Origin of the sequence: Pseudonocardia sp. D17, from assembly GCF_036984265.1 — a bacterium.
GTDB lineage: Bacteria > Actinomycetota > Actinomycetes > Mycobacteriales > Pseudonocardiaceae > Pseudonocardia > Pseudonocardia benzenivorans.
The window spans coordinates 1-18,275 of sequence record NZ_BPRG01000044.1 but is presented as its reverse complement, the minus strand read 5'-3'; the positions used below and the strand labels follow the sequence as shown (position 1 = coordinate 18,275).

The 18,275-nt window shown below is 73.9% G+C and carries 18 protein-coding genes and 1 pseudogene; 13 read left to right on the top strand and 6 right to left on the bottom strand.

Annotated elements, in window-relative coordinates; genetic code table 11:
• On the top strand, positions 1-845 hold an 845-nt coding region (locus tag PSD17_RS08200), incomplete at its 5' end, for a thiamine pyrophosphate-dependent dehydrogenase E1 component subunit alpha (protein WP_339122304.1).
• A 155-nt stretch (positions 846-1,000) separates the two neighbouring features.
• Positions 1,001-2,200, top strand: a complete 1,200-nt coding sequence (locus PSD17_RS08195) for an MFS transporter (protein WP_013674813.1) — start codon at positions 1,001-1,003, stop codon at positions 2,198-2,200.
• A gap of 43 nt (positions 2,201-2,243) precedes the next feature.
• On the opposite strand, the gene PSD17_RS08190 is transcribed toward PSD17_RS08195, so the two are convergent.
• Positions 2,244-3,254 (bottom strand): TIGR03617 family F420-dependent LLM class oxidoreductase, encoded by a 1,011-nt coding sequence (locus PSD17_RS08190; protein ID WP_013674814.1) that lies wholly within the window; start codon positions 3,252-3,254, stop codon positions 2,244-2,246.
• Positions 3,255-3,469: 215 nt separating this feature from the next.
• Here PSD17_RS08190 and PSD17_RS08185 point away from each other — a divergent pair, with 215 nt between their 5' ends.
• Both PSD17_RS08185 and PSD17_RS08180 read left to right on the top strand, forming a co-directional pair.
• Positions 3,470-4,252 carry a DsbA family protein gene (locus tag PSD17_RS08185; RefSeq protein WP_339122303.1) on the top strand — a complete coding sequence of 261 codons (783 nt, stop codon included), beginning with the start codon at positions 3,470-3,472 and terminating at the stop codon, positions 4,250-4,252.
• Between the two features lie 64 nt (positions 4,253-4,316).
• Positions 4,317-5,612, top strand: coding sequence for a cytochrome P450 (locus tag PSD17_RS08180; RefSeq protein WP_339122302.1), 1,296 nt, complete (start codon positions 4,317-4,319; stop codon positions 5,610-5,612).
• Here the strand turns inward: PSD17_RS08180 and PSD17_RS08175 are convergent.
• The 3 genes from PSD17_RS08175 to PSD17_RS08165 all read right to left on the bottom strand — a co-directional run bounded on the left by PSD17_RS08175 (position 5,576) and on the right by PSD17_RS08165 (position 8,011).
• Entirely contained in the window at positions 5,576-6,628 is a 1,053-nt protein-coding gene (locus tag PSD17_RS08175) for an endonuclease/exonuclease/phosphatase family protein (RefSeq protein WP_339122301.1), read from the bottom strand. The two genes, PSD17_RS08180 and PSD17_RS08175, sit on opposite strands and share 37 nt — an antisense overlap.
• Positions 6,629-6,777: 149 nt before the next feature.
• Complete coding sequence (locus tag PSD17_RS08170; protein ID WP_267895044.1) at positions 6,778-7,488, bottom strand: NADPH-dependent F420 reductase; 711 nt, start codon at positions 7,486-7,488, stop codon at positions 6,778-6,780.
• Positions 7,489-7,555: 67 nt separating this feature from the next.
• A complete protein-coding gene (locus PSD17_RS08165; RefSeq protein WP_339122300.1) occupies positions 7,556-8,011 on the bottom strand; it encodes a nuclear transport factor 2 family protein in 456 nt (151 codons plus the stop codon).
• Between the two features lie 95 nt (positions 8,012-8,106).
• On the opposite strand from PSD17_RS08165, the gene PSD17_RS08160 reads away from it, so the two are divergent.
• The gene (locus PSD17_RS08160; protein WP_013674820.1) at positions 8,107-8,679 is read left to right on the top strand and encodes a TetR/AcrR family transcriptional regulator; all 573 of its coding nucleotides are present in this window, start codon (positions 8,107-8,109) and stop codon (positions 8,677-8,679) included.
• 85 nt (positions 8,680-8,764) lie between these two features.
• Here PSD17_RS08160 and paaK read toward each other — a convergent pair whose 3' ends face one another.
• Both paaK and paaZ read right to left on the bottom strand, forming a co-directional pair.
• Positions 8,765-10,090 (bottom strand): phenylacetate--CoA ligase PaaK, encoded by a 1,326-nt coding sequence (gene paaK, locus PSD17_RS08155; protein WP_339122299.1) that lies wholly within the window; start codon positions 10,088-10,090, stop codon positions 8,765-8,767.
• A complete protein-coding gene (gene paaZ, locus PSD17_RS08150; RefSeq protein ID WP_339122298.1) occupies positions 10,087-12,144 on the bottom strand; it encodes a phenylacetic acid degradation bifunctional protein PaaZ in 2,058 nt (685 codons plus the stop codon). Before paaZ ends, paaK begins: the two co-directional genes overlap by 4 nt.
• A 182-nt stretch (positions 12,145-12,326) precedes the next feature.
• On the opposite strand from paaZ, the gene PSD17_RS08145 reads away from it, so the two are divergent.
• The 8 genes and pseudogenes from PSD17_RS08145 to PSD17_RS08110 all read left to right on the top strand — a co-directional run.
• A complete protein-coding gene (locus tag PSD17_RS08145; RefSeq protein WP_103384341.1) occupies positions 12,327-13,121 on the top strand; it encodes an enoyl-CoA hydratase/isomerase family protein in 795 nt (264 codons plus the stop codon).
• A complete protein-coding gene (locus PSD17_RS08140) occupies positions 13,118-13,741 on the top strand; it encodes a TetR/AcrR family transcriptional regulator (protein WP_013674824.1) in 624 nt (207 codons plus the stop codon). Before PSD17_RS08145 ends, PSD17_RS08140 begins: the two co-directional genes overlap by 4 nt.
• Positions 13,742-13,874: 133 nt before the next feature.
• On the top strand, positions 13,875-14,834 hold the full coding sequence (gene paaA, locus PSD17_RS08135; RefSeq protein WP_013674825.1) for a 1,2-phenylacetyl-CoA epoxidase subunit PaaA: 960 nt from the start codon (positions 13,875-13,877) through the stop codon (positions 14,832-14,834).
• Entirely contained in the window at positions 14,831-15,178 is a 348-nt protein-coding gene (paaB, locus tag PSD17_RS08130; protein ID WP_103384340.1) for a 1,2-phenylacetyl-CoA epoxidase subunit PaaB, read from the top strand. Before paaA ends, paaB begins: the two co-directional genes overlap by 4 nt.
• Before the next feature lie 34 nt (positions 15,179-15,212).
• Positions 15,213-16,127: a 1,2-phenylacetyl-CoA epoxidase subunit PaaC gene (gene paaC, locus PSD17_RS08125; protein WP_339122297.1), complete on the top strand. Its 915-nt coding sequence runs from the start codon at positions 15,213-15,215 to the stop codon at positions 16,125-16,127.
• Complete coding sequence (gene paaD / locus PSD17_RS08120; RefSeq protein ID WP_132975439.1) at positions 16,121-16,630, top strand: 1,2-phenylacetyl-CoA epoxidase subunit PaaD; 510 nt, start codon at positions 16,121-16,123, stop codon at positions 16,628-16,630. Before paaC ends, paaD begins: the two co-directional genes overlap by 7 nt.
• A gap of 2 nt (positions 16,631-16,632) precedes the next feature.
• Positions 16,633-17,727, top strand: coding sequence for a 1,2-phenylacetyl-CoA epoxidase subunit PaaE (gene paaE / locus PSD17_RS08115; RefSeq protein ID WP_339122296.1), 1,095 nt, complete (start codon positions 16,633-16,635; stop codon positions 17,725-17,727).
• Positions 17,728-17,879: 152 nt separating this feature from the next.
• Positions 17,880-18,275: pseudogene (locus tag PSD17_RS08110) on the top strand (hypothetical protein); the annotation flags it as partial.

Here is an 18,275-nt window from a genome sequence, read left to right as displayed (position 1 = left end):
CCGGCGACCAGGTCATGGCCACCTACCGCTGCCACGGCTACCCCATCGCGCTCGGCACCGACACGACGGCGATGCTCGCCGAGATCTACGGGCGCGCGACGGGGCTGTGCGGTGGCTACGGCGGCCCGATGCACCTGGCCGACCCGGAGCGCGGCTTCCTCGGCACGTCGGGCATCGTCGGACAGTCGATCCCGCAGGCCACCGGCGCCGCCTACGCCGCGCAGGTCCGGCGGGCGGGCGAGGTGGTGCTGTGCTTCTTCGGCGACGGGGCGAGCAAGCAGGGCGCGTTCCACGAGTCGCTGAACATCGCGTCGCTGTGGAAGCTGCCGATCGTGTTCGTCATGGAGAACAACAGCTTCAGCGGCTCGACGCGCGTCGAGCAGGAGGACGCCAACGCCGCCGCGGGGGAGCCGTTGGCCACCAAGGCCAAGGCGTACAGCATGCCCGGCGTGACGGTCGACGGCGGCGATCCGCTCCTGGTGCACGAGCACGTCGCCGCGGCCGTGGCCGCTGCGCGCGCGGGTGCGGGCCCGACGCTGGTGGAGACGCTGGTCTACCGGCTCTCCGCCCACGGGAACACGATCGCCCCGCCCGGGGTGCCGCTGACGTACCCGGAGCACGAGGCCGTCCGGGTGTTCGGCGCGGTCGAGGAGTACGAGGCGGCGCTGCGCGGCGACCCGATCCCGCGGCTGCGTGCCCGCCTCGTCGGCGACGGCCTGCTGACGGCCGAGGAGGCCGCCGCGATCGCCGCGGACGCGACCGCGGAGCTGGACCGGGCCGAGGCCGAGGCGATCGCCGCGCCGCTGCCCGCCCCCGAGGACGCGCTGCGCTTCCTGGAGGCCTGATCGGGTCGGGGAAGCCTGACCCCCGGTGAGCGGCGATAGTCGTCACAGCGACTGTCGCCACTGCCGGGAGGTCTCAACTGATGGGAATCACGTCTCAGCTTGTGGATTAGCGGTGCTAACCTCCTCGGCGGGGCACGTGGCGAGGAGGACCGAGGGTGACCGTGACGACGGCCGAGCACACGCGATCACGACGACGGTGGGTCGTGCTGGCGATCGGCGTGCTCGCCCAGTCGTCGGCCTGCTCGTTTGTCTACGGCATCCCGTTCCTGGTCCCGCAGCTGCGGGACACGTTCGGGCTGTCGCTCGCCGCGGTCGGGGTCTACGTCGCCGCGCCGACGACCGGCCTGCTGCTCACCCTCGTCGCATGGGGCGCGGCCGCCGACCGGTTCGGTGAGCGCCGCGTCATGGCCCTCGGGCTCGGGCTCGGCTCGCTCGCGATGGGCTGGGTCGCGTTCGGCCCGCACGGCGACGGGGCCGGCGTCGTCGTGCTGCTGGGCCTGGTGGGCGCGCTGTCGGCGTCGGTGTGGGCGGCGAGCGGCCGCATGGTCATGGGCTGGTTCCCACGGACCGAACGCGGCGTCGCGATGGGCATCCGGCAGACCGCGCAACCGCTCGGCGTCGGCGTCGCCGGTCTGGTCCTCCCGACCCTCGGCCAGCACCTCGGCCCGTTCACCGCGCTCGCCGTGCCCGGCGTGCTCTGCCTGGTCGCCGCCGTCCTGATCGCGACGCTCGCGCCCGACCCGCCCCGCGAGCCCCGGCCCGAGGGCGTGCCCGTCCGCTCGCCCTACGCCGGCACGCCGCTGTGGCGGGTGCACCTGAGCAGCGCGCTGCTGGTCGTCCCGCAGTTCGCGATCGCCGTGTTCTCCACCGAGTACCTGGTCCGCCAGCAGCACTGGTCGATCGCGGCCGCGGGCGCGTTCGTCGCGATCATGCAGGTCGTCGGGGCAGCGGGCCGGATCGGCGCCGGATGGTGGTCCGACCGCGTCGGCTCCCGGATGCGCCCGATGCGCCAGCTCGCCGCGGCGGCCGTGCTCGTGCTGCTCGCGTTCGCCCTCGGCGACCTCGTCGCGCCGTGGCTCGCGGTCGCCGCGCTCGCGGTCGGTGCCGTCGTGTCGGTGGCCGACAACGGGCTGGGCTACACCGCCGTCGCGGAGATGGCGGGTTCGTGGTGGTCGGGCCGCGCGCTGGGCATCCAGAACACCGGGCAGAACATCGTCTCCGCGGCGGCGCCCGTGGCGCTGGGCGCGATCATCGGTGTCGCGGGGTACGCGGCCGGGTTCGCGCTGGCCGCGCTCGCCCCCGTCGTCGCGATCGCGACGACGCCGGTGCGGGGCGAGCGCCCGCCGTCCTGGTGAGCCGCCGTCCCCGGCGGCGCGGTGGACCGTCGGGTCGGACGGCTCAGCCGTTCTCCCGCAACGCCTTCGCCGTGGCGAGGACGAGCTCCGGGTCGGCCTCGTAGGGCGTGTTGAGCGAGAGCCGGGTGGCGAGCCCGCCGAACCGCTCGCGCAGCCCGGCGGCGGCCTGCTCCGGCGTCCCGCCGACGGCGAAGGTGTCGACGATCTCGTCGTCGATCAGCCCGGCCATCTCGTCCCACGCCTGCCGGCGCGACAGCCCGTTCAGCCGCACGTGCAGGTCCTCCCAGCCGTGGGCCTCGAGCACCGGCCGGTAGGCGGGGGTGGAGGCGTAGAACGCGATCTGCCGACGCGTGCCGGCGAGCGCGCGCGCCCGCGCCTGCTCGTCGGCCCCGAGCACGACGAAGGCCGGCATGCTGACCGTGAACCCGTCGAGGTCGCCGCCGCGGGCGTCGCGCAGCGTCGGCAGGATCACGTCGCTCATGTACCGCTTCGACGTCAGCGGATGGCACATGATGCCGTCGGTGACCCGGCCGGCGACCTCGATCATCCGGGTGCCGACGGCGGCGAGCAGCACCGGCGGGTTGCCGTACGGGTTGGGCCCGGGGGAGAAGATCTCGGTCAGCAGCGTGTGCGAGTAGAACTCGCCGCGCACGTCGAGACGCTCCCCGGAGGCGAACGCGTCCCAGATCGCGCGCATCGCCCCGACGAACTCCTCCATGCGCGCCGCCGGGCGGCTCCACGGCATCCCGAAGCGGCGCTCGATGTGCGGCTTGACCTGCGACCCGATGCCCAGCTCGAAGCGTCCCTTCGAGATCAGCGTGATGTCGTTGGCGGCCATGGCCAGCGTCATCGGGGTGCGGGCGAACGCGACCGCGATCGCCGACTGCAGCGTGATCCGCTCGGTCGCCCGCGCCGCGAGCCCGAGCGCGACGAACACGTCGTGCTGGGTCTCCGGGATGCCGACCCCGGAGTAGCCCTCCTGCTCGGCCCGGACGGCGGCGGCCTCGACGCCCTCCGGGTCGTTGCGGACGTCGACGACGGCTTCGACCAGCACGGGCACCACGCTCCTTCGCATCGGTTCCGCCGATCCACTCACACCGCCCGCGGCCGAGTCCACCCGGGACCGCCGACGTCACTGGCGCGTCCCTCCCGCGGGTGCCGGGCCGGCGTGGAACCGGTGGCTGGCGCCGACCGTTCGACGGCTTGTGGAAGTATCGGGGCGAGGCGGTCGATGATCGTGGCCGCGACGGTCGACGGAGGTCCTGGCTGGTGAACGCACGCCCGACACACAAGCGGTCCCGCGGCGGCGTCGCGGCGGCGCGGCGCCGCACCGGTGCCGGCACGATCGCCGGGATCGTCGTGGTCGTCGTCGTGGCGGTCGCCGTCGTCGTCGGCCTGCTGCAGCGGGCGAACCGCACCGACGACGCCGCGTCCGCGCAGATCCCGGTCGTCACCTCGTCGGCGGCCGGCGCCCCCGTCGCCGTCGACAAGGCGGCGGCGGTCGTGACGATGGGCAAGGCGGGCGCCCCCGCCACGATCGACGTCTACGAGGACTTCCTCTGCCCGATCTGCGGCCAGTTCGAGCACACCTACGGCGACCAGATCCGCCAGGCCGTCACCGACGGCAAGCTCGACGCGCGCTACCACGTCGTCAACCTCCTCGACGACCGCTCCGACCCACCGGGCTACTCGATGGCCGCGGCGTCCGCGGCGCTGGCCGTCGCCGAGGCCGACCCGGGCGCGTTCGCGTCGTTCCACGACAGCCTCTACGGTGCCCAGCCGTCCGAGGGCGGCCGCGGGTACGACGCGAACCAGCTCGACGCGCTGGCCACGGCACTCGGCGTCCCGAAGGGCCGGGTGGCGGACGCGCTCGCGTCGAAGGAGTTCGACCAGGCGGTGCAGACGTCGCTGCAGACGGCCGCGACCAACCCCGCGTTGCGGCAGCAGACCAGCGCCGGGTCGGGCTTCGGCACGCCGACCGTCGCCGTCGACGGTCGCCTCGTCGACGTCTCCGACCCGAACTGGCTCACGGCGATCCTCGCCGCGCACTGACGCGCGGCGCCGACCCCGGGCCGACCCGTCGCACACGCCTCACGACCAGGGGGAACACACCGCGATGAGCATCGTGGAAGGTGTGCGCCGCAAGGTGCTCGGGCTCGTCGTCCCGCTGTACCTGCGCTGGCGCAACCGGCGCGGATCGGGCGCCGTCGACTTCACCCGGATCCTGCCCGAGCCCGCGCTCGTACCGCTGCGTCGCACCGGGATCGACCCGGTGCCGGAGCTGGCCGAGCAGCGCGAGCGCGAGCCCGTCGCCGAGCTGCCCGCGGCCTACGGCATCCGGGCGTGGCTGGTGACGGGCTACGAGGAGTCGAAGGCCGTGCTCGCGGCGGCCGACGCGTTCAGCAACGACTTCACCCACCTCGTCGGCAGGCTCGGCATCACGGCGGAGCAGGACCCGGGCGGCCTGGGGTTCGCCGACCCGCCCGACCACACCCGGCTGCGCAAGTTCCTGACCCCGGAGTTCACGGTCCGCCGGTTGCGCAGGCTCGCGCCGCGGATCGAGGCGATCGTGCAGGGCCAGCTCGACGTCATGGAGAAGACCGTCGCCGAGGGCGGGCAGGCCGACCTCGCGCGCGACTTCGCGCTGCCGATCCCGTCGCTCGCGATCTGCGAGCTGCTCGGCATCCGCTACGAGGACCGCGGCGACTTCGAGCGGCTCTCGACGGCCCGGTTCGACCTGCTGGGCGGCTTCACCGGCTCGTTCGGGGCGATGTCGGAGTCGGTCGGGTACCTGATGGACGTCGTCGCGAAGGAGCGCCGGGACCCGGGCGAGGGCCTGCTCGGCATGCTGCTGCGCGAGCACGGCGACGAGATCGACGACCGTGAGGCCGCCGGCATCGCCGACGGGCTGCTCACCGGCGGGCTCGAGACCACGACCAGCATGCTCGCCCTGGGTGGCCTCGTCGTCATGCGCGACGAGGCGCTGCGGGCGTCCCTGCTCTCCGACGACGCCGCTCCCGACAAGCTGGTCGAGGAGCTGCTGCGGATCATCACCCCGGTCCAGGTCGCCTTCCCGCGGTTCGCCCGCGTCGAGACGACGGTCGGCGGGAAGACGATCCTCCCCGGCGACGTCGTGGTGTGCTCGCTCTCGGCCGCCGACCGCGACCCGCGCATCGGTGACGGGCTCGACCGCGTCGACCTCGACCGCATGGTGCCGCCGCACCTTGCGTTCGGCCACGGCATCCATCGCTGCGTGGGGGCCGAGCTCGCCCGCATGGAACTGCGCACGGCCTACCCCGCGCTGGTCCGCCGGTTCCCGCGGATCCGCCCGGCCGTGCCGGAGTCGGAGCTGCCGTTCCGCGAGCTGTCGTTCGTCTACGGCGTCGACGCGCTGCCGGTCGAGCTCGACTGAGGACCCGTCGGCAGCGCGAGGCGCGCGAGCACCGCGCGGTGGTCGCTGCCCGGCAGGGTCAGGAACCGCACGGACTCGGCCTCGATCCCGGCGGTCGCGAGGACGTGGTCGATCTGCGGCCCGAGCGTGCGGCCCCACGGACCCCATGTCGGGGTGAGGCCCTGGCCGCGCCGGACCGCCGCGTCGCCGCAGCCGCGGGTCGCCTCGCGCAGCACGGAGTGGTCGAGGGTGGCGTTGAGGTCGCCCGCGACGACCGTCGGCGCCGGGCCGGCGCACCACGTCGCGAGGCGGGCGACGTCGTCGCGCCATTCGTCGGCCCGGCTCAGCCGGGGCGAGCGCGGGTGGACGGCGACGAACCGCACCGCGCCCAGCGCGCCGCCGCTGACCTGCAGGTCGGGCACCGTCATGTCGTCGCCGATGGTGATGTCGACGGCGCCGAGGCGGGGCGCGACGAGCACCGTCACGCCGTCCACGTCGCGGACCCGCGGCGACGTGGACGCCTGCGCGCGGTAGCCCAGAGGTCCGACGAGTGCCTCGATCCGACCGGCGTACCGGGCGCCCGCCTCGGGCAGCGCGACCAGGTCGGGGCGCTCGGCCCGGATCGCCGCGGCGACGGCGGCCGGGTCGGCGCGGCCCTCGTAGACGTTGAACGCCAGCACGGTCAGCGTCGGTGCGCCCGCGGGCGGCGGGGGATCGGGGACGAGTCTCGGGACCACCAGCGCGGCGCCCGCGACGGCGACCACGAGCAGGCCCGCGGCGAACGGCCAGAACCGGCGCCGGAAGACCGTCGCGACGAGTGCGACCAGGCCCAGCAGCCCGACCACGACCACCACGTAGGGACGGAACGCCACGATCTGCGCGAACGGCGTCCAGCGGTCGAGCCCGCCGAGACGGTCGGGCACCGTCGTGAGGACCGCGAGCGCGGTGACCACACCCGCCGCGGCGACGCGCGGCCACCGTCGCGGGAACGCGCGGGTGCCCTCGGGCGAGACCGTCGGGGTGGAGGTCGTCGTCATCGGCGGCCATCCTGCCGGGCCCGCATGAGAGCAACCTGAGACCCCCACCACGGGCTCGGCACCCGGACACCGGCGGGCGGCCGGTCACGGGTGGCGCGCAGATGGGTCGGGACCCACCCGGCCCACCCACGCGCACTGCGCGGCCGCGGTCAGCCGCTGAACTCCGCGGGCCGCTCCGGGCTCGCCTGCGCGAGCGCGGCGCGTACCCCGTCGGCGTCGAAGTCCTTGCCGTACACCGGGGTCCCCGGCTGCTGCCGCCAGGACTCGGCGAGCGGGCCGGCGTCGACGGGGTCGAAGCCCAGCGCGTCGACGAGGTCGAGCACGGTCTGCTTGCCCGGCCCGTCGCCCGCGACCGGGAGCGCGATCCGGCCCGGGGTGCCGGCCGGGACACCGCGTTCGAGCAGGTGCTTCCAGAAGATCCCGTTGAACACCTTGAACACGGGGCTGCCGATCTGCTCGCCGACCCAGACGCTCTCGACGGTGCCGTTCTCGATCGCGTCGATCCGCCCGTCGCGCTGCTGGGGGTAGTAGTTGTTCGTCTCGATCACGGGGGCGCCGTCCTTCGCCTTCGCGACGATCCCCGGCGCCAGGTCGGGCACGTTCTTCTGCGGGATGCTGACGATGACGACATCCGCGTCGGTCGCGGCGTCCGCCGCCCACACCGGCGTCGCGCCGGTCTCCGCCGCAAGGTCCGCCAGGGTCTCCGGCGCCCGCGAGTTGGCGACCCGCACCTCGTGGCCGAGCTCGGCCAGCTTGCGCGTCAGGGTTCCGCCGATGTGGCCCGCACCGATGATTCCGATCCTCATGTCCGCGGCAACCCGGCCCCGCGGGACGGCATTCCCGCTCCGTGTCGGCGCCACGTCCGAAGCGGGCACAACGGTCGTGGGTGGCGATGGTCGCCATGGCGACCATCGCCACCCACGGGGGTCAGTAGATGTCGAAGGTCTGGCCGTGCTCGGACTCCGGGCGGGGGCCGAAGATCCGGCGCTCGGACTCGTCGATCGGCCGGTCGTTGATGCTCGCCTCGCGGCGGCGCATGTAGCCCTCGTCGTCGAACTCCCACAGCTCGTTGCCGTAGGAGCGGTACCACTGGCCGTTCGCGTCGTGGCTCTCGTACTGGAAACGCACCGCGATGCGGTTGCCGCTGTAGGACCACATCTCCTTGCGCAGCGCGTAGTCGAGCTCGCGCTCCCACTTCTGGGTCAGGAACTTGACGATCTCCTCGCGCCCCACGAGGTGGGTGTCGCGGTTGCGCCACACGGAGTCCGGCGTGTACGCGAGCGAGACCTTCTCCGGGTCGCGCGTGTTCCACGCGTCCTCGGCGGCCTGGACCTTCTTGGCGGCGCCTGCGGCGTCGAACGGCGGGAACGGCGGACGGCTCATCCTCGACTACCTCCTCGGACCTGCGGAGAACGAGCGTTCTCCGTAGTGGGGCGTAGTCTAGAGAACGATCGTTACCGGTCAAGGGGAGGAGTGACGTGGATCTCGCCGAAGCATCCGATCGGCTGCTGGTCGCGGCGGAACGGCTGTACTACTCGCGCGGCATCGCCGCCGTCGGGATCGACGACGTCCGGGCCGAGGCCGGAGTCTCGATGCGCCGGCTCTACCAGCTCTTCCCCTCGAAGGAACACCTGGTCGCGGCCTACCTCGACGCCCGCGACGTGCGCTGGCGCGGTCGCGTCGCGGCGCACGTCGACGCCGCGGGCGACGACCCGGGGGACCGGCTGCTGGCCGTGTTCGACTGGCTCGGGCTCTGGTTCGCCGAGGACGACTTCCGGGGCTGCGCGTTCATCAACGCCTTCGGCGAGATCGGCGGCGAGTCCCCGCTCATCCTGGCCGCCGTGCAGCGGCACAAGGACCTCTTCCGCGACTACCTCGCCGACCTGGCCCGCGCGTTCCCCACCGACTCACCCGACGTCCTCGCGAGCGCGATCACGCTGCTGGCCGAGGGCGCGATGACGGTCGCCGCGATCGGCACCGACCCTGCGGCCGCGGAGCACGCGAAGTTGGCGGCCCGCACCCTCCTCGACGCGGCGCGCCGTCGCTCCTGACGTCGGCCCACGTCGTGGCCCGTGCGTGGCGATGGTCGCCATGGCGACCATCGCCGCTCACCGGGGCAGCCCTGCTGACGGCCGCTCAGCGCTGCCGGCGGTCGATCAGTCGCTGCAGCTTGCCGACGGAGCGCTCCAGCGTGTCGGGGTCGACGACCTCGCAGGTCACGCTCACCCCGACGGTGTCCTTGACGGCCTTCACCAGCTCGGCGGCGGCGGCGTCGCGACGGTCGGCGGGCGTCGACGGCCGGGCCTCCACCCTGACGCCGAGCGCGTCCATCCGGCCCTGCGTCGTCAGCACCAGCTGGAAGTGGGGCGCGAGGCCCGCCGTACGCAGCACGATCTCCTCGATCTGGGTCGGGAACACGTTGACCCCGCGCAGGATGATCATGTCGTCGGAGCGGCCGGTGATCTTGTCCATCCGGCGCATCCCGGGACGCGCGGTGCCCGGCCGCAACGTCGTCAGGTCGCGGGTGCGGTACCGGATGATCGGCAGCGCCTCCTTGGTGAGCGAGGTGAACAGCAGCTCGCCCCGCTCGCCGTCGGGCAGCGGGGTGCCCTCGACCGGGTCGATCACCTCGGGCAGGAAGTGGTCCTCCCAGACGTGCAGCCCGTCCTTGGTCTCGACGCACTCCTGCGACACGCCCGGGCCCATGACCTCGGACAATCCGTAGATGTCGACGGCGTGCATGTCCATGCGGTCCTCGATCTCGAGGCGCATCTGCTCGGTCCACGGCTCGGCGCCGAAGATGCCGACCTGCAGCGACGACGTGCGCGGGTCGATGCCCTGCTTCTCGAACTCGTCGACGACGGTGAGCATGTAGCTGGGCGTCACCATGATCAGCTCGGGCCGGAAGTCCTGGATGAGCTGCACCTGGCGCGGGGTCATGCCGCCCGAGACCGGGATCGCCGTCGCGCCGAGCTTCTCGATGCCGTAGTGCGCGCCGAGGCCGCCGGTGAACAGGCCGTAGCCGTAGGCGTTGTGCACCTTGTTGCCCGGGCGTCCGCCCGCGGCGCGGATGCTGCGCGCCATGACCGTCGCCCACGTGTCGATGTCGCGCTCGGTGTATCCGACGACCGTCGGGCGGCCCGTCGTCCCCGACGACGCGTGCACCCGTCGGACCTGTTCCTGCGGCACGGCGAACATGCCGAACGGGTAGTTGTCGCGCAGGTCGGCCTTCGTCGTGGTCGGGAACCTCGCGATGTCGGCGAGCTCGCGGCAGTCGTCGGGGTGCACGCCCGCGGCGTCGAACGAGGCCTTGTAGAAGGGCACGTTCTCGTAGGCGTGGCGCAGCGTCCACTGCAGCCGCTGCAGCTGCAGGGCGCGCAGCTCGTCGACCGACATGCGCTCGGCGTCGTCGAGCAAGGTGGGGTCGGGAGCGTCGCCGAGACGCCTGGTCGCGGTACTCATGACGCGGTCTCCTTCTTGGCGACGAGGGTCAGCACGTCGTAGCGGGCCACCGACTCACCGTCCTGGCGGGTGACGTCGGCGTCCCAGCGGACCTCGCCGTAGCCCGCGGTGTCGCGCGGGGTGAGCTGCTTGCAGGTCAGCGTCACGGTCAGCTCGTCGCCGAAGCGGACCGGGGTGAGGAAGCGCAGGTCGTCGACACCGAAGTTGGCGAGCACCGGGCCCGGGTCGGGATCGACGAACAGCCCCGCGGCCAGCGACACGACGAGGTAGCCGTGCGCGACGCGCTCGCCGAACAGCGGGTTCGCGGCCGCCGCCGCGGCGTCCATGTGCGCGTAGAAGGTGTCGCCGGTGAACTCCGCGAAGTGCTCGACGTCCTCCTGGGTGACCCGGCGCGGTCCGGCGACGATCGTGTCGCCCGGGCGCAGCTCCTCGAGGTGCTTGCGGAAGGGATGGACGTCGGTCTCCCGGCGCTGCGACCCCCGGACCCAGCGCCCGGTGATCGCCGTGAGGGTGTCGGGGTCGGCCTGGACCGCGGTGCGCTGCATGTGGTGCAGGACCCCGCGGATGCCGCCCATCTCCTCGCCGCCGCCCGCCCGGCCGGGGCCGCCGTGCACCAGCGCGGGCAACGGCGAGCCGTGCCCGGTGGACTCCTTCGCGTCGCGCTCGTTGAGCACGAGCACGCGGCCGTGCCACGGCGCCACGCCCAGCACGATCTCGCGGGCGACGGCCGGGTCGGCCGTGACGACCGACCCCGCCAGGCTGCCGTTGCCGCGCGCGGCCAGCTCCACCACCTGCGGGATCGACGAGTAGCCCATGACCGTCGACACCGGGCCGAACGCCTCGACGGCGTGCGGCTCGGCGCGGTCGGGGTCGGCCGTGAGCAGGACGGGGGAGAGGAACGCGCCGCGCTCGGCGTCGGCGCCGACGACGTCGACCTTCCCGGGGTCGCCGTGCACGATCCGTCCGGCGTCGGCAAGGGCGGCGATGTTGCGGCGCACCTCGTCGCGCTGGTCGAGGCTCGCGAGCGCGCCCATCCGCACGCCCTCGGCGTCGGGAGCGCCGACGACCGTCGTCGCCAGCCGCGCCGACACCGCCTCGACGACCGCGTCGACGTGCTGTTCCGGCACGAACGCGCGCCGGATGGCCGTGCACTTCTGGCCCGCCTTGACGGTCATCTCGGCGACGACACCGGAGACGTAGAGGTCGAACTCGGGGCTGCCGGGCGCGACGTCCGGGCCCAGGATCGACATGTTGAGCGAGTCGGCCTCGGCGCTGAAGCGGACGGACTCGCGCACGATCGTCGGGTGCGACCGCAGCGTGGCGGCGGTGGCCGCGGAGCCGGTGAACGACACCAGGTCCTGCCCGGTCAGGTGGTCGAACAGGTCGCCGACGCCGCCCGCGACGAACTGCAGCGAGCCCTCCGGCAACAGCCCCGAGTCGATGATCAGCTCGACGAGCGCCGAGGTCAGGAACGCCGTCGGGCTCGCGGGCTTGACCAGGCTCGGCACCCCGGCGAGGAACGCGGGCGCGAGCTTCTCCAGCGGGCCCCACACCGGGAAGTTGAACGCGTTGACCTGCACCGCGACGCCGTGCAAAGGCGTCGCGACGTGCTGGCCGACGAAGGTGCCCCCGCGGCCGAGCGGCTCGACCGCCCCGTCGACGTAGACGGTGTCGTTGGGCAGCTCGCGGCGACCCTTGGACGCGTAGGCGAGCAGCACGCCGATGCCGCCGTCGACGTCGAACTTCGAGTCCGACAACGTCGCGCCGGTGCGCGCCGACACGGCGTAGAGCTCGTCGCGATGCTCGCGCAGATGCCCGGCCAGCGCCTTGAGCAGACCCGCCCGCTGGTGGAACGTCAGCTCCCGCAGCGCGGGCCCGCCGACGCCCCGGCCGTAGGAGAGCGCGGCGCCGAAGTCGACGCCCGCAGAGGAGAGCCGGGCGACCTCCTCGCCGGTCACCGCGTCGTGCAACGGGCGCGCTCCCGCGGGGTCGGGGGAGTGCCAGGCACCCGCGACGTAGCTGCGCAGCGTCGGGACGGTGGTCGGAGCGGTCATCGATGGTCCTCCATCCGGCGGCGGGTCCCGTCGGCGTTCCTCGCGTGGTCTCCAGCGTGCTGCTGCCGAACGATCGTTCGGCTCGATGCGGGCAAGCTAGCACCTCCACCCGGCCCGACGGAACGGTCGCGGGACCCGTCGTCTGACCGATCGTTCGGTCGGAGAGCCGTTAGCATGAGCCGATGGTCGCCGATTCCCCCGCCGTCCTCGTCGAGCGCGACAGCGCCGAGCCGGCCGTCGCCGTCGTCACGATGAACCGCCCCGACCGGCACAACGCCCTCACCGTCGAGCTCAAGGTCGCGCTGCGCGACGCGCTGGAGGCCGCCGCCGCCGACCCCTCGGTCCGCGCGGTCGTACTCACCGGTGCGGGGCGGTCGTTCTGCGTCGGCCAGGATCTCGGTGAGCACGCGCAGACGCTGCGCGCGGGGACCGAGTTCACGACGATCGAGGAGCACTACAACCGGATCACGCTCGCCATCGCCGAGGCGCCCAAGCCGGTGATCGCCGCGGTGAACGGCACCTGCGTCGGCGCCGGGCTCGGCTTCGCGCTGGCCGCCGACCTGCGCGTCTCGGCCGCCGGTGCCACGTTCTCGACGGCGTTCGCGGGCATCGGCCTCACCGCCGACTCCGGGCTCTCGGCGTCGCTCGCGCACATGGTCGGCGTCGCGCGGGCCACGGAGCTGCTGCTGCTCGGGGAGCGTTTCACGGCCGAGGACGCCGCGGCGTGGGGACTGGTGCGGATCGCGCCGGGGGAGGCGATCGACGCGGCACTGGAGCTCGCCCGCGGACTCGCCGCCGGTCCCACGCTCGCCTACGCCGAGATCAAGTCGGCCGTCCGGTTCGGCGCGGTCAACGACCTGCGCGCGGTGCTCGCCAACGAGGACCGCGGGCAGAGCCGGCTGGTCGCGACGGCGGACCACGCCGGTGCGGTCGAGGCGTTCCTGGCCAAGCAGAAGCCGACCTTCGAGGGCCGATGACGAGCTCCGCGCAGGCCGAGGCGCGCCGGCCCCGTCGGCCCAGCGGCGGCCCGGAGTCGTTGCTGGACAAGGCCGTCCTCGAGTTCAACGCCCGCGGCTACGACGCCACGAGCATGGAGGACCTGTCCCGGGCCGCGGGGATCACGAAGTCGTCGTTCTACCACCACTTCGCGGGCAAGGAGGCGCTGCTCAGGGCGGCGCTCGAACGCGCGCTCGACGGCCTGTTCTCCGCGCTGGACGACCCGCCCGGGGTGGAACCGGCGGTGGGCCCGTCGGAGCGGCTGCGGCGCATCGTCACCCGGCAGGTCCGGGTGCTGATGGACGACCTGCCCTACGTGACGCTGCTGCTGCGGGTCCGCGGGAACACCCCGACCGAGCGCTGGGCGCTGCAACGGCGCAAGGCCTACGACGCCGAGATCGCGGCGCTGGTGCGGGCGGCCGTCGATGCCGGTGAGATCCGTGCGGGTGTCGACCCGGCACTCGCGGCCCGGCTGCTGTCGGGCCTGGTCAACTCCGTGTCCGAGTGGTACCGCCCCGGGCGGCGCGGCACGGCCTCGCTGCCCGAGGACGTCGCGCGGGCGATCTTCGCGGGCGTGCTGCCCGCGGCCGACCCGGCCTGAGGACGGGGGACGCGTCCTGACGGCGGGGGACGCGTCCGGCCGGCACGCGGGTCGACGGCGACCGGGTGGGTTGCGCGGGGACGGCCGCTGCGTCATCCTGGCCGAACGAACATTCGGTAAGGAGGATGTCGTCGTGGACACGAGCACCCCCGAGGACGCCGAGCTGCAGGCGCAGTTCGACGCGACCGTCGCGGCCGACCAGCGGATCGAGCCGCGCGACTGGATGCCCGAGGGGTACCGGCGCACCCTGATCCGCCAGATCGCCCAGCACGCGCACTCCGAGATCATGGGGATGCAGCCGGAGGGGAACTGGATCCTGCGGGCGCCGTCGTTGCGTCGCAAGGCGATCCTGCTGGCCAAGGTCCAGGACGAGGCCGGCCACGGGCTGTACCTCTACGCCGCGGCCGAGACCCTCGGCGTCGACCGCGACGACCTCACCCAGCGGCTCGTCGACTCCCGGCAGAAGTACTCGTCGATCTTCAACTACCCGGCGCTGTCCTACGCCGACATCGGCGTCATCGGCTGGTTCGTCGACGGTGCGGCGATCTGCAACCAGGTGCCGCTGTGCCGCTGCTCCTACGGGCCCTACGCGCGGGCGATGATCCGCATCTGCAAGGAGGAGTCGTTCCACCAGCGCCAGGGCTACGAGCTGCTGCTGGCGATGGTCAACGGCACCGACGCGCAACGCGAGATGGTGCAGGAGTCGGTGAACCGCTGGTGGTGGCCGTCGCTGATGATGTTCGGCCCGCCCGACGGCGACTCCCCGAACTCGCAGCAGTCCATGGCGTGGGGCATCAAGCGGCACACGAACGACGAGCTGCGCCAGCGCTTCGTCGACATGACCGTGCCGCAGGCCGAGGTCCTCGGTGTGACGCTGCCCGACCCGCAGCTGCGCTGGAACCCCGACCGGGGCGCCCACGACTACGGCGAGCCCGACTGGGCCGAGTTCAAGGCCGTCCTCGCCGGGTCCGGCCCGGCCAACGCGCAGCGGCTCGCCCACCGCAGGCGCGCCCACGAGAACGGTGCCTGGGTCCGTGAGGCCGCCCGGGTCCACGCGGAGAAGCAGGCCGCGCGCAAGGAGGTGGCCGCGTGATCCCGGCCGACGACGCACCCGCCCCCGCCGAGCCCGCCGCAGGCGAGACTCCGGCCGCCGCGCGCCGGGGCTGGCCGCTCTACGAGGTCTTCGTGCGCGGCAAGCGCGGCCTCAACCACGTCCACGTCGGCTCGATCCATGCCGCCGACGACGAGATGGCCCTGCACAACGCCCGCGACGTGTACACCCGGCGCAACGAGGGCGTGAGCATCTGGGTGGTCCGTGCCGACCACATCGCGGCGTCGAGCCCGTCGGAGAAGGACCCGTTCTTCGCCCCGTCCGCCGACAAGATCTACCGGCACCCGACGTTCTACGCGATCCCGGACGAGGTGCCGCACCTGTGAGCGCGCGGTCGAGCAGCCGAGGGGAGGAGCCACGATGAGCCCGCACGCCGAGGAGGAGGACGCGACCAACGCCTACCGGTCGCTGTCGGAGACCGCCGGCATCGACGACCCGCGCTGGGCGTTCGGCTCGGGATTCGAGGACGTCGAGGCCGAGATCGAGGCGCCCCTCCCTGGCGGGGTCGACGCGGCCGACCTCGCCGAGTACTGCCTCATGCTCGGCGACGACGCGCTGGTCTGCGCGCAGCGCATCGCGGAGTGGGTGTCCAACGCCCCGGAGCTGGAGGAGGAGGTCGCGCTCGCGAACACCGCGCTGGACCTGCTCGGCCAGGCCAGGGTGCTGCTGTCGCGGGCCGGGCACGTCGAGGGCGCGGGACGCGACGAGGACGCGCTGGCCTACCTGCGCAGCGAGGCGCAGTACCGCAACGTCGCGCTCGCCGAGCGCGGCGACGACCTCGACTTCGGCGTGGCGATCGCGCGGCTGCTGGTGTTCACGACGTGGCGGCTCGCGCTGATGTCGCGGCTGCTCGACTCGCGCGACCCCGTCGTCGCCGCGGTCGCGGCCAAGGCCGTCAAGGAACTGACCTACCACCGCGAGCACGCGGCCAGGTGGGCCGTCCGGCTCGGCGACGGCACCGACGAGTCGCACCGGCGGATGCAGGCGGGCCTGGAGGCCGTGTGGCCCTTCGTCGAGGAGCTCTTCCGGACCACCGACGTCGAGCGCCGCCTCGTCGCCGCCGGTGTCGCCGTCGACCCCGCGGACACCCGCGCCGAGGTCGACGCGGTGCTCGACCAGGTCCTCGCCGCAGCGACGCTGACCCGCCCGGACCGCGCCCCGATGGGGCTGCTCGGCGGGCGGGGCGGCCGGCAGGGCGTGCACACCGAGGCGCTGGGACACGTCCTCGCGACGATGCAGAGCCTCGCCCGCGCGCACCCGGGGGCGACGTGGTGAGCGCGCCGGCGCGGCCCGCGGCGCGTGCGGTCGTCGCGCGCGTCGTCGACCCCGAGATGCCGATGCTCACCCTCGACGACCTGGGCGTGGTGCGCTCGGTCGAGACCGACGGGGACGCCGTCACCGTCACGATCACCCCGACCTACTCCGGCTGCCCGGCCGTCGCGGAGATGTCGGCCGACCTGCGCGCGGCGCTGACCGCAGCCGGGTACGGCCCGGTGCAGGTGCGCACGGTCCTCGCGCCCGCATGGAGCACGGACTGGATCTCCGACGACGGCCGTCGCAAGCTCGCGGAGGCCGGCCTGGCCCCGCCCGGCGCCGCCCCGCGCCCCGCCCCCGGACCGGTACCGCTGACGCTCGCGGGCCCCGCGACCGTCGTGCGCTGCCCCCGTTGCGGCTCGCCCGCGACCGAGGAGCTCTCGCGCTTCGGGCCGACCGCGTGCACCGCCCTGCGCCGCTGCACCGAGTGCCGCGAGCCGTTCGAGCACATGAAGGAGATCTGACGGTGACCGCCGCGACCACGTCCCTGCGGGCCCCGGAGGCCGGTTCGTTCCACCCGCTGCGGGTCGGTGCCGTCGAGCGGCTCTGCGACGACGCCGTCGCCGTCACCTTCGACGTCCCCGACGAGCTCGCCGACACCTTCGCCTTCCGGCCCGGCCAGTACCTGACGCTGAGGCTGCGCACCGACGCGGGCGAGGAGCGGCGCTCGTACTCGATCTGCGCGCCCGCGGGGGCCGCGCCCCGCGTCGGGGTGCGCCGCATCGACGGCGGGCTGTTCTCCGAGTGGCTCGTCGACCGGCTCGCCGAGGGCGACGAGATCGAGGTCGGGCCGCCCGCCGGGTCGTTCACCCCGGACCTCGCCGCCGGCACCCACCACGGGTTCGTCGCCGCCGGCTCGGGCATCACACCGGTGCTCTCGATCGTCGGATCGCTGCTGGCGGCCCACCCCGACACCCGGGTCACGCTGCTCTACGGCAACCGGCGCACCGACACCGTCATGTTCACCGAGGAGCTCGCCGACCTCAAGAACGCCTACGGCCCCCGGCTGCACCTGCTGCACGTGCTCTCCCGCGAGCCCATGGAGTCCGAGGTCGTCAGCGGGCGGCTCGACGCCGCGAAGCTCCGGCAGCTGCTGACCCTGCTGGTCGACGTCGACACCGTCGACGACTGGTGGCTCTGCGGCCCGCTCCGCATGACCGACGACGCCGTCGCCGTGCTGGGCGAGCTGGGCGTGCAGCGTCGGCGGGTGCACCGCGAGCTCTTCTACGTCGACGCCCCGCCGCCCGAGCTGCACCGACCCGACGAGGCGCTGCCCGACGGCGAGACCAGCGAGGTCACCGTCGTGCTCAACGGACGCGCGACCGCGCTGACCCTGCCGCGCGACGTCGCCGTCCTGGACTCGGCCCAGCGCGTCCGCGCCGACCTGCCCTTCGCCTGCAAGGGCGGCGTGTGCGGGACGTGCCGGGCCCGGGTCACCGACGGGGAGGTGCGGATGCTGCGCAACTTCGCGCTCGAGGACGACGAGGTCGACGCGGGCTTCGTGCTCACCTGCCAGACGCTGCCGGTGTCGGACGCGGTCACGGTCGACTACGACGTCTGACGCGATCCCGTCACCCGTCGTGACGTGTCGATCACGACACGACCGGGCCCCCGGCGGGACATCCGGGACGCACGGGCGCAGGATGGCGGTGTCGCGAGCGATCGGGTTCGCGAGCGTTTCGTGGCCGCGAGCCTGTCAGGGAGGTGCCGACCGTGACGCAGCGCTGGGCCGTGCTCATCGCGACCCTCGCCCTGCTGGGCTGGGCCGCCGCGCAGGCATGGCTGATCCTGCGGACCAAGCCCGCCCGGGTGAAGCTCGCCGCCGCCTCGGCCTTCGCGGCGGTCGGCATCGCGGCGCTCGGGGTCGGGCTGGCGTTCACCCAGGGCTCCGCCGACGACCCGCCCGCCCCGCGGGCCTCCGGCTTCGCCCAGGCCGCCGGGGCGCCGCCGCGCATCGGTGACGCGGCCACGGTGCCGGTGCCGACCTTCCCGGTCGCACCCACGGCCCCCGCCGTCGCACCCCCTCCCGAACCGGCGCCCGGCGACGCCGCCGACCCCGCCCCCGTCCGCGCGGTCGCGCTGCCGCCCGCCCGCGCCGTCGCCGCGGCC